This window comes from Pseudomonas sp. Marseille-Q8238 (genome assembly GCF_965111915.1).
In genome coordinates this window covers 4,603,582-4,617,407 of record NZ_CBCOPI010000001.1, presented here as the reverse complement: position 1 = coordinate 4,617,407, position 13,826 = coordinate 4,603,582, and the positions used below count along the sequence as shown (strand labels likewise).

General features: G+C 63.8%; 14 protein-coding genes. 3 read left to right on the top strand and 11 right to left on the bottom strand.

Features of this window, described 5'->3' with window-relative positions:
• Window position 1 precedes the first annotated feature (1 nt).
• The 6 genes from metX to ACWPW0_RS21200 form a co-directional block, all read right to left on the bottom strand.
• Window positions 2-1,141 (bottom strand): homoserine O-succinyltransferase MetX, encoded by a 1,140-nt coding sequence (gene metX / locus ACWPW0_RS21225; RefSeq protein ID WP_447594830.1) that lies wholly within the window; start codon window positions 1,139-1,141, stop codon window positions 2-4.
• Window positions 1,142-1,326: 185 nt separating this feature from the next.
• On the bottom strand, window positions 1,327-3,291 hold the full coding sequence (locus ACWPW0_RS21220) for a dynamin family protein (RefSeq protein ID WP_447594828.1): 1,965 nt from the start codon (window positions 3,289-3,291) through the stop codon (window positions 1,327-1,329).
• A gap of 195 nt (window positions 3,292-3,486) precedes the next feature.
• The gene (locus tag ACWPW0_RS21215) at window positions 3,487-3,780 is read right to left on the bottom strand and encodes a DUF167 domain-containing protein (protein ID WP_454256471.1); all 294 of its coding nucleotides are present in this window, start codon (window positions 3,778-3,780) and stop codon (window positions 3,487-3,489) included.
• A 1-nt stretch (window position 3,781) separates the two neighbouring features.
• The gene (locus tag ACWPW0_RS21210) at window positions 3,782-4,375 is read right to left on the bottom strand and encodes a YggT family protein (RefSeq protein WP_447594824.1); all 594 of its coding nucleotides are present in this window, start codon (window positions 4,373-4,375) and stop codon (window positions 3,782-3,784) included.
• 11 nt (window positions 4,376-4,386) lie between these two features.
• The gene (gene proC / locus ACWPW0_RS21205) at window positions 4,387-5,208 is read right to left on the bottom strand and encodes a pyrroline-5-carboxylate reductase (RefSeq protein ID WP_454256470.1); all 822 of its coding nucleotides are present in this window, start codon (window positions 5,206-5,208) and stop codon (window positions 4,387-4,389) included.
• A gap of 35 nt (window positions 5,209-5,243) precedes the next feature.
• A complete protein-coding gene (locus ACWPW0_RS21200) occupies window positions 5,244-5,948 on the bottom strand; it encodes a YggS family pyridoxal phosphate-dependent enzyme (RefSeq protein ID WP_454256469.1) in 705 nt (234 codons plus the stop codon).
• 72 nt (window positions 5,949-6,020) lie between these two features.
• Between ACWPW0_RS21200 and pilT the strand changes: the two genes are divergently transcribed.
• Both pilT and ACWPW0_RS21190 read left to right on the top strand, forming a co-directional pair.
• Window positions 6,021-7,055 (top strand): type IV pilus twitching motility protein PilT, encoded by a 1,035-nt coding sequence (gene pilT, locus ACWPW0_RS21195; RefSeq protein WP_447594818.1) that lies wholly within the window; start codon window positions 6,021-6,023, stop codon window positions 7,053-7,055.
• 121 nt (window positions 7,056-7,176) lie between these two features.
• Window positions 7,177-8,325 carry a PilT/PilU family type 4a pilus ATPase gene (locus tag ACWPW0_RS21190; RefSeq protein WP_447594816.1) on the top strand — a complete coding sequence of 383 codons (1,149 nt, stop codon included), beginning with the start codon at window positions 7,177-7,179 and terminating at the stop codon, window positions 8,323-8,325.
• On the opposite strand, the gene ACWPW0_RS21185 is transcribed toward ACWPW0_RS21190, so the two are convergent.
• Together ACWPW0_RS21185 and ACWPW0_RS21180 are read right to left on the bottom strand one after the other, a co-directional pair.
• On the bottom strand, window positions 8,288-9,169 hold the full coding sequence (locus ACWPW0_RS21185) for a TIGR03915 family putative DNA repair protein (RefSeq protein WP_454256468.1): 882 nt from the start codon (window positions 9,167-9,169) through the stop codon (window positions 8,288-8,290). The genes ACWPW0_RS21190 and ACWPW0_RS21185 overlap by 38 nt on opposite strands.
• Entirely contained in the window at window positions 9,169-10,380 is a 1,212-nt protein-coding gene (locus ACWPW0_RS21180; protein ID WP_454256467.1) for a putative DNA modification/repair radical SAM protein, read from the bottom strand. The genes ACWPW0_RS21185 and ACWPW0_RS21180 overlap by 1 nt, the downstream gene beginning before the upstream one ends.
• A gap of 115 nt (window positions 10,381-10,495) precedes the next feature.
• Between ACWPW0_RS21180 and ACWPW0_RS21175 the strand changes: the two genes are divergently transcribed.
• The gene (locus tag ACWPW0_RS21175) at window positions 10,496-10,894 is read left to right on the top strand and encodes an NINE protein (protein ID WP_454256466.1); all 399 of its coding nucleotides are present in this window, start codon (window positions 10,496-10,498) and stop codon (window positions 10,892-10,894) included.
• Between the two features lie 8 nt (window positions 10,895-10,902).
• Here the strand turns inward: ACWPW0_RS21175 and ACWPW0_RS21170 are convergent, their stop codons facing one another.
• The 3 genes from ACWPW0_RS21170 to ACWPW0_RS21160 form a co-directional block, all read right to left on the bottom strand.
• Window positions 10,903-11,244, bottom strand: coding sequence for a hypothetical protein (locus tag ACWPW0_RS21170; protein ID WP_454256465.1), 342 nt, complete (start codon window positions 11,242-11,244; stop codon window positions 10,903-10,905).
• A 299-nt stretch (window positions 11,245-11,543) separates the two neighbouring features.
• The gene (locus ACWPW0_RS21165) at window positions 11,544-12,815 is read right to left on the bottom strand and encodes a dihydroorotase (RefSeq protein WP_454256464.1); all 1,272 of its coding nucleotides are present in this window, start codon (window positions 12,813-12,815) and stop codon (window positions 11,544-11,546) included.
• The gene (locus ACWPW0_RS21160) at window positions 12,815-13,816 is read right to left on the bottom strand and encodes an aspartate carbamoyltransferase catalytic subunit (protein ID WP_447594804.1); all 1,002 of its coding nucleotides are present in this window, start codon (window positions 13,814-13,816) and stop codon (window positions 12,815-12,817) included. Before ACWPW0_RS21160 ends, ACWPW0_RS21165 begins: the two co-directional genes overlap by 1 nt.
• Window positions 13,817-13,826 lie beyond the last annotated feature (10 nt).

The following is a 13,826-nucleotide window of genomic DNA, read 5'->3' as shown; positions in this document are numbered from 1 at the left end:
GTTACACCACAATCCTGTTCATGTAGCTGCTGAACGCCTGGCGATAACGTGGAATCGGCATGAGGAAGGCGTCGTGGCCTTGTGGGGCGTCGATTTCCAGGTAGCTGACGTTTTTCTTGGCGGCGACCAGCGCCTTGACCACTTCCTGCGAACGCGCAGGGGAGAAGCGCCAGTCGGTGGTGAAGGACATCAGGCAGAAGTCGGCCTTGACTCCCATCAGCGTCTTGACCAGATCGCCGTCGTGGGCGGCGGCTGGGTCGAAGTAGTCCAGCGCCTTGGTCATCAGCAGGTAGGTGTTGGCATCGAAGCGGCCGGAGAACTCCTCGCCCTGATAGCGCAGGTAGCTTTCGACCTGGAACTCGACGCTGTGGAAGTCGTAGTTGAGCTTGTCGGCCTTGAGTCCGCGGCCGAATTTCTCGCCCATGGCTTCGTCCGACAGGTAGGTGATGTGGCCGACCATCCGCGCCAGCATCAGACCGCGCTTGGGGATGACGCCACGCTCCTGGAAATGCCCGCCGTGGAAATCCGGGTCGGTGAGAATCGCCTGGCGCGCCACTTCGTTGAAGGCGATGTTTTCCGCCGACAGGCGCGGTGCCGAGGCGATGGACAGGCAATGGCGGATGCGCTCGGGGTAGCTGATGGCCCATTGCAGCGCCTGCATGCCACCCAGGCTACCGCCGACCACCGCAGCCCACTGCGCGATGCCCAGCAGGTCGGCGAGGCGGGCCTGGCTGTGCACCCAGTCCTCCACGGTCATCACCGGGAAGTCGGCGCCGAACACCTTGCCGGTGGCCGGATTGAGGCTGGCAGGGCCGGTCGAGCCGTTGCAGCCGCCCAGGTTGTTCAGGCTGACGACGAAGAACTTGTTGGTATCGATAGGTTTGCCAGGGCCGATGCAGCTGTCCCACCAGCCGGGCTTGCGGTCATCCGGGCTGTGATAACCCGCGGCATGGTGGTGGCCGGACAAGGCGTGGCAAATCAGCACGGCGTTGCTCGCCGAGGCGTTCAGCGTGCCGTAGGTCTCGTAGACCAGTTCATACTGTTCGAGGGTGCGGCCACTGACCAGGGCCAGGGGCTCGGCAAAATGAGCGGTCTGCGGGGTGACCAGACCGACGGAGTCTTCGGGGAAGGCAGTCGACATCGATGCTGCTCGTGATCAAACAAGTGCAGCAGTCTAAAGAGCGAGGCCCCCTGCGGCAAGCACGCAGGTCATGGGCAAGGCCTTGAAATGCCTGCATTCCAGAGCGGGGCGATGTGATCAGGCGCATCGGTACTGGCCTGTGCTGCAAGCCCGCCAGCGGTGTGGCGGGCAGGCGTCAATACGGCTTAGCGCGACGCCGCCGGCAGGGTGACGACTTTGCCCTGACGCTGGATGGGCGCGGGGCGGCGCAGGGCGCGGAGCATGTCGCCTGCCTGGAGCAGTTGCGCCTCCAGCTCTTCGACATAGCGGCCCAGTTGTTGCCCGCGCTGACGCGCCTGCTGGGTTTCCTGGGTCAGCGACTTCAGCCGCAGCATGTGGGTTTCCAGCAGTTGCTTGTGTTCCAGGGTGTGCTGCATCAAGGGCATCAGGGCATCGTTGGCCCACTGGGCGACCTCGGTGTGCAGGCGCTGATGCAGCCCGATGACCTCCTGGACCAGCGTGGCGAAGAAGCGTCGGGTCAGTGCCCGCTGCTCGGTCAGCAGGGTCTTCAGGTGCAGGCGGAACTGATCGGCCTTGCCACGCAGTTGCTGCAACTCACGCAGGTAGCGCTTGCTGTTGAACTGAGGCGCGTCGACCCCGTGTAGTGGGTTCTCTTCGTTGTGGCGCCGGTAGATGGCGGCGACCATCTTGTTGGCCATCTCGGCTTCGTGGGCGAGGTTGCCGAGGTCGTGCTCCACCGACTGGAAGAACTGCAGGATGGATTGGTTGATGCCCAGCGTCGTCCAACTGCCGCTCAGACCCTGGCGTACCTTGGCCAGGTGCTCGTCGAGGTTCTCCTGGCGCACGGCGCTGAGTAGCAGGTCGCCCTGGCGCTTGAGCAGGCGCTGGTTGGTCTTCAGGCCAAGCAGGCGCTTGTGGTGCTGGCTGTGGTCCTCTTTGGTCCTGGCGGTCAGTTCGAAGAGCATCTGGCCATTGTCCTGCTGGTGCGTCGACAGCAGCTCCTGCTGTTCGCGGACCTTTTCCAGGCGCAGGTTGAGCACGTGCTGGCTGTTGTTGAGCAACGCCAGGACCTGCCTGACCACACGTTCTTCGAGGAGGCGCTCCTTCTGCGTGACGATGCGCTCGCACAGCAGGTTTTCCAGGGCGGCCAACTGGCTGCGCTCGAGCAGCTCCGGGTCTTTGCGTACCTTGGCCAGCATGGCCTGCTTGGCCGAGAGGGGCAGCACGCTGTCGGTGTCGATACCGAGTTGCAGGGCGGTCGCGTTACGAATCTGGCTGATGGCCTGCTGCACGAAGTCTTCGCCGGCGAGGTCGTCCCACAGCACGTCGATTTTGTTCAGCACGGCGAACAGGCTGGACTGGGTGTCTTCGTCGAGCTGGCGAATATGCTGCTGCCAGATGGCCATGTCGCTGGCGGTGACGCCGGTGTCGGCCGCGAGCAGGAAGATGATCGCCTGGGCGCTGGGTAGCATCGACAGGGTCAGCTCGGGCTCGCTGCCCAGTGCATTGAGGCCGGGTGTATCGAGGATGCGCAGGCCCTGGCGCAGCAGGGGGTGGTCGAAGTTGACCATGGCGTGGCGCCAGGCCGGCACCAGCACCTGGTCCGGTTTGCCGGCACTTTCCAGCATGTCGGGGTGGAAGCCGAGCTGGATTGCCTGTTCCACCGCCATGGGCTTGGTCTTGGCCACTTGGGCGAAGGCTTGCACCATGTTGTCCGGGTCGCTGGTGTCCAGCGGGATGTTCACCCAGTGCCGCGGGATGCGCTTGAACTGCGCCACGCTGGCAGGCGCGGTGCGGGTCTCGATGGGCAGCAGGCGGATGAAGGAGCGCTCGGAGCTGGGGTCGAAGAACAGCTCGGTAGGGCACATGGTGGTGCGCCCGGCTTGAGATGGCAGCATGCGCTGGCCGTATTCGGAGAAGAACAGGCTGTTGATCAGCTCGGTCTTGCCGCGGGAGAACTCACCGACGAAGGCCAGGGTGATGTGGTCGGTGCGCAGCAGGCGCAGGGCGCGTTCCAGGCGAGTGTCCACAGCCTCCGAGCCGAGGCGGTTATGCGCCAGCCAGCTGCGGTAGCGGGTGATCTCGCGCATCAGCTCGCGCTTCCAGGTCACGTAGGCATCGACCTGTTGAGTGAGACGTTCCATGCTCATCCAGCGACCCTCTCGGCTGTGCATCCTGCAATGTCGGGGGCGGTTGTGCAGAAGGACTGCAGGGCGCGCCGTGCTCACTCCGCGACAATGCCGATGGCTTTGCCGAAGATCCCCGCATTATGCGGGGGTTAGGCCCGCCGTCAATTGGCCTGATGGATTGTTCGCACCGTACGGTTGTCCGGTGTGACTCAGTGGTCAATTTGGGCGAGTCAGGTCGGGCAGAGGCGGGAGTGTCTGCGGGCGTTTGATGCGCACGCGTTTTTGTCGATTCAGTTCGCCGCTTTCCAGGCTGACCTGGCTCTTGGCGACGCCGAACGCCTTGCCGAGGAAGGCCATCAGGTGCGCATTGGCCTTGCCTTCCACTGGCGGCGCGGTGAGGCGAATCTTCAAGCGCTCACCGTGCAGCCCGGCAAATTCGTCGCGGCTGGCCTTGGGCTGCAGATGGCAATCGAGGATCAGGTCGTCGCCATCCCAGCGATACCAGGGCATCTCAGAGGAAAGGGCTGATGATGCTGGGCATCTGCGCCATCGCTGCCAGATTACCGATGACGAAACGGTCGATCAGGTGCAACGCCATGAAGGCGAAGATCGGCGAGATATCCAGGCCGCCGAGGTTGGGCAGCAAGCGTCGGAACGGCGCCAGCATCGGTTCGCAGATCTGGTTGACCAACTGCGCGCCCGGGTTGTGGCTACCGGGAGCGACCCAGGACAGGATCACGCTGATGATCATGGCGAAGAAGAAGATCTTCAGGAACAGTGAGGTGACTGCGATGACTGCCCATACCAGCAGTTGCAGGCCGATGCTGGCCGGGTTGACGCCAGCGATGGTGACGATGACCACCATCAGCAGCAGTTGCACGAGGATCGCCAGCACCAGGGACGCCAGGTCCAGCCCGCCGAAGCCGGGGATGATCTTGCGCAGTGGCTTGAGCAGCGGCTGCGTGGCCTTCACGGTGAACTGGCTGAGCGGGTTGTAGAAGTCGGCACGTACCAGTTGCAGGACGAAGCGCAGCAGAACGATCAGCAGGTACAGGCTGCCAATCGTCTGGATGATATAGATGAGGGCTTCCGATAATCCGGACATGAAGACTCCTGTTATTTACCAAGCTGTTCAGCGAGTTCCGCAGAGCGGTGTGCGGCAGCGTCCAGCGCCTGTTGGACCAGCGCCTCGAAACCGCCGGCCTGGAATGCCTTGATCGCCGCTTCGGTGGTGCCATTCGGCGAGGTGACGCGGCGACGCAGTTCGGCGGCGTCGACATCGCTGCTGGTGGCCATGCGTGCGGCGCCCAGTGCGGTGTGCAAGGTGAGCTGTTCGGCGATCTCACGTGACAGGCCGAGTTTCTCACCCGCCGCAGTCATGGCTTCGATCAGCAGGAAGAAGTACGCCGGGCCGCTGCCGGAGACGGCGGTGACTGCGTCGATCTGTTGTTCGTTCTCCAGCCACAGTGCCAGGCCGACGGCGGACAGCAGCTGCTCTGCCAGTTCACGCTGGGCGGCGCTGACAGCGACATTGGCGTACAGGCCACTGGCACCCTGGCGCAGCAGCGCCGGGGTATTGGGCATGCAGCGCACGATGGCGCGCTCGGCGCCCAGCCAGTTGGCCAGGCTGGCGCAGCTGATGCCGGCAGCGATGGAGACGATCAGTTGCCCGTCGTTCAGGCTCGGTGCCAGGGCCTGGCTGACCTGCTTGAGTACTTGCGGCTTGGTTGCCAGCACCACGACATCGGCACCGGTGACGGCTTCGGCATTGCTCTCGAACAGCGCGATGCCATGTTCGGCGGCGACTTTTGCCCGTTGCTCGGCGCCTGGATCGCTGGCGCGGATGTGGCTGGCCGGGATGCCCTGGGCGAGCAGGCCGCCGATCAGGCTGGCGGCCATGTTGCCGGCGCCGATGAAGGTGATGCGTGGGTGACTCATCTCATGATTCCTTCGATTCAGGGTGTCCGTGCCGTTCAGGCCGGGTCTGCGTTGCGTGTCTCAAGCGGGTTGCGTGCGCCGAACAGGGCCGTGCCGACGCGCACCCAGGTCGCTCCTTCGGTGACGGCGGCCTCCAGGTCATGGCTCATGCCCATGGACAGGGTGTCGAGGTCCAGGCCCAGGCTGTCGCGCAATGCCCGCAGGCGGGCGAAGGCGGCGTGTTGTTCGGCGGGGTCGTCGGTCGGTTCGGGAATTGTCATCAATCCGCGCAGTTTCAGGTGTGGCAGTTGTGTAACCGCCTGTGCCAGTGCAGCCAGCTCGTCCGCCGTGCAGCCCGATTTGCTGGCTTCACCGCTGACATTCACCTGCAGGCAGATGTTCAGCGGCGGCAGACCGGCGGGGCGTTGCGCGGCCAGGCGTTCGGCGATTTTCAGGCGATCCACCGAGTGCACCCAGTGGAAGTGCTCGGCGATCAGCTTGGTCTTGTTCGATTGAATGGGGCCGATGAAGTGCCAGATCAAGTCCAGATCGGTCAATTCGCCCTGCTTGCCCAGGGCTTCCTGCAGGTAGTTCTCGCCAAAATCACGAACACCGGCAGCATGCGCCTCGCGCAGGGCGGCGGCGGGTTTGGTCTTGCTCACGGCGAGCAGGCCAATGCTTGCATTCTCTCGCCCCGAGGCATGCGCCGCCTCACGGATACGTGCGCGAACCTTTGCAATATTCTCTGCTATCGTGGACATTACTCGCGCTCTATAGCCCGCCCGTCAGGGGTTTGCGGCATTCTACCTGCTTGCATGTGATTGGGGAGTCCCATGGATATTACCGAGCTGCTTGCCTTCAGTGCCAAGCAAGGCGCGTCGGACCTGCACCTCTCGGCGGGCTTGCCGCCGATGATTCGGGTTGATGGCGATGTACGGCGGATCAACCTGCCGGCGCTGGATCACAAACAGGTCCACGCGCTGATCTACGACATCATGAACGACAAGCAGCGCAAGGATTTCGAGGAGTTCCTCGAAACCGACTTCTCTTTCGAAGTGCCGGGCGTGGCGCGCTTCCGGGTCAACGCCTTCAACCAGAACCGTGGCGCCGGTGCGGTGTTCCGGACCATTCCTTCCAAGGTGCTGACCATGGAAGACCTGGGCATGGGCGAGATCTTCAAGAAGATTTCCGACGTGCCGCGTGGCCTGGTGCTGGTGACCGGGCCGACCGGTTCGGGTAAGTCGACCACCCTGGCGGCGATGCTCGACTACATCAACAGCAACAAATATCACCACATCCTCACCGTCGAAGACCCCATCGAATTCGTTCACGAATCGAAGAAATGCCTGGTCAACCAGCGTGAAGTGCACCGCGACACCCACGGCTTCTCCGAAGCCCTGCGCTCGGCACTGCGTGAAGACCCTGACATCATCCTGGTGGGTGAGATGCGCGACCTGGAAACCATCCGCCTGGCGCTGACTGCCGCGGAAACCGGTCACCTGGTATTCGGCACCCTGCACACCACCTCCGCGGCCAAGACCATCGACCGCGTGGTCGACGTGTTCCCCGCCGAAGAGAAGTCCATGGTCCGCTCGATGCTCTCGGAATCCCTGCAATCGGTTATCTCGCAGACACTGCTGAAGAAGATCGGAGGTGGTCGGGTAGCGGCCCATGAAATCATGATCGGCACCCCGGCGATCCGTAACCTGATTCGCGAAGACAAGGTCGCGCAGATGTACTCGGCGATCCAGACCGGCGGCTCGCTGGGCATGCAGACCCTGGACATGTGCCTCAAGGGGCTGGTTGCCAAAGGGTTGGTCAGCCGCGAACAGGCACGAGAAAAAGCCAAGACACCGGAAAACTTCTAATCACAGGCCGGAAATATTCCGGCCATTTGCCCGCGCGAAGATAGTGTTGCGTGGGCCTTCCCTGGCGGGCGATAGCTGAAGTGTGTCGAGCCAGGGCTTGCATCCGATAGGTGAGAAAACCATGGAATTCGAAAAGCTGCTGCGTCTGATGGTGGAAAAGGGTGGTTCCGACCTGTTCATAACCGCCGGTGTGCCACCGTCGATGAAGGTCAATGGCAAGATCATGCCGGTCACCAAGAACGCCATGTCGCCGGAGCAGACGCGGGAAACCGTGCACTCGGTGATGAACGAGGCGCAGCGCCGCGAATTCACGGAAAACCATGAGTGCAACTTCGCCATCAGTGCCCGTGGCGTGGGCCGCTTCCGCGTCAGTGCCTTCTATCAGCGCAACCTCGCCGGCATGGTGCTGCGTCGCATCGAGACCAACATTCCGACCCTGGAAGACCTCAAGCTGCCGGAGATCCTCAAGAAGCTGGCGCTGACCAAGCGTGGCCTGGTGCTGTTCGTCGGCGCCACCGGCACCGGCAAATCGACCTCGCTGGCAGCGATGATCGGCTACCGCAACAAGAACAGCAGCGGCCACATCATCTCCATCGAAGACCCCATCGAGTACATCCACCAGCACCAGAGCTGCATCGTCACCCAGCGCGAAGTGGGTATCGATACCGAGTCGTTCGAGGTGGCCCTGAAGAACACCCTGCGCCAGGCGCCGGACGTGATCCTGATCGGCGAGATCCGCACCCGCGAGACCATGGACCATGCCGTGGCCTTCGCCGAAACCGGCCACTTGTGCCTGGCGACCCTGCACGCCAACAACGCCAACCAGGCGCTGGACCGGATCATCAACTTCTTCCCGCCAGACCGCCACAACCAGGTGTGGATGGACCTCTCGCTCAATCTCAAGGCCATCGTCGCCCAACAACTGGTGCCGACCCCGGATGGCAAGGGTCGTCGCGCGGTGATCGAGGTGCTGATCAATACCCCGCTGGCCGCTGACCTGATCCGCAAGGGCGAGGTGCACGAGCTCAAGTCGCTGATGAAGCGCTCGACCGAGATGGGCATGCAGACTTTCGACCAGGCGCTGTACAACCTCTACAGCCAGGGCGAGATCACTTACGAAGATGCGCTGCTCTACGCCGACTCGGCCAACGACCTGCGCCTGATGATCAAGCTGGGCTCGGAAACCGACGGTGACCACCTGACCAGCATGAGCCAGGGGCTGTCGCTGGAGGTCAGTGACGAGGAACCGGGCGGGCGTCGCTTCCGCTGATTACCTCATTCGCCGGAGTCGGCTGCGTACGAATGCGCTTGCCGGCCCTGGCCGCCACGGCTTCGGCCTGACCATCGACCTGCGCGCCCGCTCGTGCCTGACTCATCAGGCGCGGGATCAGTGGCCCTTCCGGCAGGTGTTTCCAGAAACGTACCGGCATGCTGCGTTCCAGCACGCTCGGGTTCAGCCGTGCCGGATTGAAGGTGCTGCTGTAGTAGGTCTGCCACAGGGTCGGTGAGGTGTCGGGTGACTGTTGCGCCAGTACCCTCAGTTCCTCTGGGCAAGGAAACAGCAGGCGTATCTGCTGGCCATCCCAGAGCGCCGCGCCATCCGGTGTGGCGATCAACCAGGTGCTGTTGCCCATGCGTTCGGCGAAATGCTCGACTGCAATATCCAGCACGTCATGGGCCGGTTCGTGCCAGGCGACGAAGGCGGGCACCTCGGTGCCGGCCCCACGAGGCTGGAAACGCAGGAAGGCATGCAGATGATGTACCTCGCGGTGCACGGCCTTGATGCGCCGGTGCAGCACGCTACCGTCCATATCCCCCGACAGCATGGCGGCCCGCTCGCCCTGGCTGACGCGCCAGAGAATCCGGTAGAGCAGCGCCCAGCGGTCATCGGCACGAAAACGCGCGGCGAGTTCAAGCAATGCCGGCAATTCCCTGGGGACGGCAATCGTCACCGCCGTGCCGGAGCCCTGTTCGTCAGCCAGTTGGTCGAACAGGTCCGGAGCGGCCTGCTGGTGTTGCCAGTTGACCGCGTACGGAGGAATGCCTAGGTGCAGCAATCGACGTGCGGCAGCGCGCCAGCCGGTGAAGCTGCCGTCGAAATGGATGTTGTGCATCACCACAGGGCCATTTGCGCGGGTGTTTCGCTGAGCTGGCGACGTAGCGTCGCCGACTCCACCGTGGCCTGCTGGGGGCGGTAGTCCTGGGTGACGATAAAGGGCCGGGCCTTGTCCATGGCGCAGCGCAGGCGCACCACGTCGGCGTAACGGATGCGCCGTTCGCTGCGCAGTGCCACCAGGCGTTTCGCGCTGAGCACGCCGATGCCCGGTACGCGGGCGATCAGGGCCGGCTCGGCCTGGTTCAGGTCCAGGGGGAACAGCGCGCGGTTGGCCAGCGCCCAGGCCAGTTTGGGGTCAATATCCAGCGGCAGGTTGCCTGGCAGGGCGATCAGTTCCTGCACGCTGAAACCATAGCCACGCAGGAGGAAATCGGCCTGGTACAGGCGATGCTCGCGCAACAGCGGCGGTGCCTGGAACGGCACGCTTTTCGGGCTTTGCGGGATCGGGCTGAACGCCGAGTAGTACACGCGTTTGAGGCGATAGGCACCGTACAGCGTCTGCGCAGTCTGCAGGATGGTGCGGTCGTCGGTGTCGTCGGCACCGACGATCATTTGGGTACTCTGCCCGGCTGGCGCGAAGGCTGGTCCGCGTGTCTCCTCGCGAGCTTGCTCGACGCCTTGATGGATGGTGCCCATGGCCTGGCGGATCGGGGTGAGGCGTTTTTCCGGAGCGAGGCGGATCAGGCTGCTTTCGGTGGGCAGCTCGATGTTCACGCTGAGCCGATCGGCGTAGCGACCGGCCTGCTCGATCAGCTCCGGCGCCGCATCGGGTATGGTCTTGAGGTGGATGTAGCCCCGAAACTCGTGCTCCTCGCGCAGCAGGCGCGCGACCCGCACCAGTTGCTCCATGGTGTAGTCGGCCGAGCGGATGATGCCGGAGCTGAGAAACAGGCCGCTGATGCAGTTGCGCCGGTAGAAATCCAGGGTCAGCGTCACCACCTCTTCTGGGGTGAAGCGGGCACGCGGTACGTCGCTGGAGCGGCGGTTGACGCAGTATTGGCAGTCGTACAGGCAGAAGTTGGTCAGCAGGATCTTCAGCAGGGCGACACAGCGCCCGTCCGGGGTGAAGCTGTGGCAGATGCCCATACCGTTGGTCGCGCCCAGCCCGGATTTGCCCCGCGAATCGCGCTTAGGCGCGCCACTGCTGGCGCAGGACACGTCATATTTGGCAGCGTCGGCGAGCACGCTAAGCTTGTCGATGAGTTCCATGATTGCTCAAATACTGTATTTACATACAGTATTTGATGATTGATCAACGAGCGCAAGAGGCCTTGCGATCAGTGGTTGCGGTTTGCGGATTTGAATACAGAGACAAGGAGTTCACATGCAGCAGCACGACACGCACAGCAAGATCATCGGTTACCTGTTGTGGATCTTCGGTTTCCTCGGCGCGCACCGTTTCTACTACGGCAAGCCGGTGACCGGCACCATCTGGTTCTTTACCTTCGGCCTGCTGTTCATTGGCTGGATCATCGACCTGTTCCTGATCCCCAGCATGGATCGGGAAGCCGACCTGCGCTTCAACGCCGGGCCGCTCGACTACAACATCGCCTGGATTCTGCTGACTTTTCTCGGCGCCTTTGGGGTGCACCGTATGTACCAGGGCAAGTGGATCACCGGGATCCTCTATCTGGTGACGCTCGGCTTTTGCGGTCTGGGCGTGTTGTACGACTTCTGGACGCTGAACAACCAGGTGTCCGTATGCAATGCGCGCTATGGCTGAATAGGTGGTCAGGCCTGGTTATCGTGCGAGCGGCCATGGGCGGTCAGCCAGCGTCGCTCGCGGCAGGCGTTGTCGAAGTGCCGTTGCGGCGGCTCTATGGTTGCGCCCTGCGGGTGCTGCAGGACCGTGTAGGAAATCCAGCACTCGCCACACGCAGCGTCAGAGGGCGCGCTGTCCTGCTCGATGGCGCGCTGGACCACGGCGCCATTGTCGAAGTGATAGGTGATGGACTGCCGATAGACCTCGAAACCCTCGTCCGGCCAATGCTGCTCTTCGCTCGTCTGCGCAACGATCTGCACGCGGCTGTGGGTGCGCAGGATGGCACTGGCGTAGGTATAGAGGTTGTTCATGGCTGAGCTGGCACGGGCCTGTCGAGTGCTCCATCTCAACGCGAACGACGGGCCGATTCCATCAGACCAACGTGGTGCCGGAGTGCATCCGTGGTAGCGGTTGGGCGATAGGTCGAAAGTGCTGGTGTCACGACACGAATCAAATGTCGGCCCGGCTCTGGGGCTTAGTGGGAGCGGGCCATGCCCGCGAAGCCTTTGTGCTCTTGATTTCGCTGGCAGGAACTAGGCATCTCCGCCCGCTCCCACGAAAAGACGACACAAGGCCCGGCCAGCCAGATGTACTGGCCGGGCCTTGGAGCTCAGCCCTGGAAGCTGATGCGTCCATCCACCAGGGTGTAGCGCACCCGACCTGGCAGGCAGTGGCCGATAAAGGGGCTGTTGCCGCCTTTGGAGTACCAGGTTTCGCCAGCCAGGGTCTGGCCTTCGGCATCGAACAGCAGCAGGTCGGCGGGGGCGCCGACGGCCAGACGTCCGGCTGGCAGGCGCAGGGCCTTGGCCGGGCCGGCGCTGAGGCGAGCGAGCAGGGTGGGCAGGTCGAGCAGGCCGTCCTGAACCAGGGTCAATGCCAGTGGCAGCAGCAGTTCGACGCTGCTGATGCCTGGCTCGGTGGCGCCGAACGGCGCCAGCTTGGCGTCGGCCTCGTGAGGCTGGTGGTGGCTGGCGATGGTGCCGATCACGCCGCTCTTCACTGCGTCGCGCAGGCCATCGCGGTCGAAGGCGGTGCGCAGCGGTGGCTGCACGTGGTAAAGGCTGGAGAAGCCGAGCAGCGACTCGTCGGTGAGGATCAGTTGGTACATCGCCACATCGGCGGTGACCGGCAGGCCACGGGCCTGGGCGGCGGCGATCATCTCGGCGCCGCGGGCGCTGGTCAACTGACTGAAGTGGGCGCGGACGCCGCTTTGTTCGACCAGCAGCAGGTCGCGGGCCAGGGCCACGGTTTCTGCGGTCTCGGGAATCCCGGCCAGGCCGAGGAAGCTGGCGGTGGCGCCTTCGTGGGCCAGGCCACCGTCGGCGAGGTCGGCATCCTGGGCGTGGAAGATCACCGTCAGGTCGAAGGTCGCCGCGTATTCCAGTGCGCGGCGCAGGGTGCGGTTGTTGGCGAAGGGCGCCAGTTCGTTGCTGAATGCCACACAGCCAGCGTCACGCAAGGCAACCAGCTCGGCAAGCTGCTCGCCGCCGAGGTTCTTGGTCAGGGCGCCGATGGGGAAGACCTTGGTATGCCCGGCCTCCTGGGCGCGGTCGAGGATCAGCTCGACCACTGCCGGGGTGTCCAGCACCGGCTTGGTCAGCGGCGGGCAGCACAGGCTGGTGACGCCACCGGCGGCGGCGGCCAGGGTCTCGCTGGCTATGTTGCCCTTACGGCTGTAGCCCGGCTCGCGTAGGGCCACGGCGAGGTCGACCAGGCCCGGGGTGGCGATCAGACCACGGGCGTCGATATCGCGGTCGGCGACGAAGCCGCTCGGTGCCTGGTCGAAGGCGGCGATCTTGCCGCTGTCCAGGTAGAGGTCGCGGACCTGGTCCTGGCCGCTGGCCGGGTCGATCACGCGGGCTCCGAGGATACGGGTACGCATCAGTTCTGCTCCTCGGCATTCAGTTGGCGCTGGGCGGTCTGCCCGCTCATGGCCATGGACAGCACGGCCATGCGGATGGCGATGCCGTAGGTGACCTGGTTGAGGATCACCGACTGTGGGCCATCGGCCACGGCCGATTCGATTTCCACGCCACGGTTGATCGGCCCCGGGTGCATCACCAGGGCGTCCGGTTTGGCCAGTTTGAGGCGCTGCTCGGTGAGGCCGTAGAGGCGGTAGAACTCACCCTCGCTGGGCAGCAGGCCGCCCTGCATGCGCTCGCGCTGCAGGCGCAGCATGATCACCACGTCGACATCCTTGAGGCCTTCGGCCAGGTCGCTGTAGACCTTTACTCCGTACTGTTCGATGCCCACCGGTAGCAGGGTCTTCGGCCCGATCACGCGAATGTCCGGGCAGCCCAGGGTTTTCAGCGCGAGCATGTTCGAGCGCGCCACCCGCGAATGCAGGATGTCGCCGACAATCGCCACCGAGAGGTTTTCGAAACCGCCCTTGTGGCGGCGGATGGTGAGCATGTCGAGCATGCCCTGGGTCGGGTGTGCGTGGCGGCCGTCACCACCGTTGATGATCGCCAGGTTGGGGCATACATGTTCGGCGATGAAGTGCGCGGCGCCGGAGTCGGCATGGCGCACAACGAAGATGTCGGCGGCCATGGCTTCGAGGTTGCGCAAAGTGTCGAACAGGGTCTCGCCCTTGCTGGTCGAGCTGGTCGAGACGTTGAGGCTGATCACGTCGGCGGACAGGCGCTGGGCCGCCAGCTCGAAGGTGGTGCGGGTGCGCGTGGAGTTCTCGAAGAATACGTTGCACACGGTCTTGCCGCGCAGCAGCGGGACTTTCTTCACTGCGCGGGCGCCGACCTCGAGGAAGGAGTCGGCGGTGTCGAGGATTTCCGTCAGCAGTTCGCGAGGCAGGCCGTCGAGCGAGAGGAAGTGGCGCAACTGGCCCTGGTCGTTGAGCTGTAGCGAGCGCTTGGCATCGGTAGGCATGGGGCGGGCC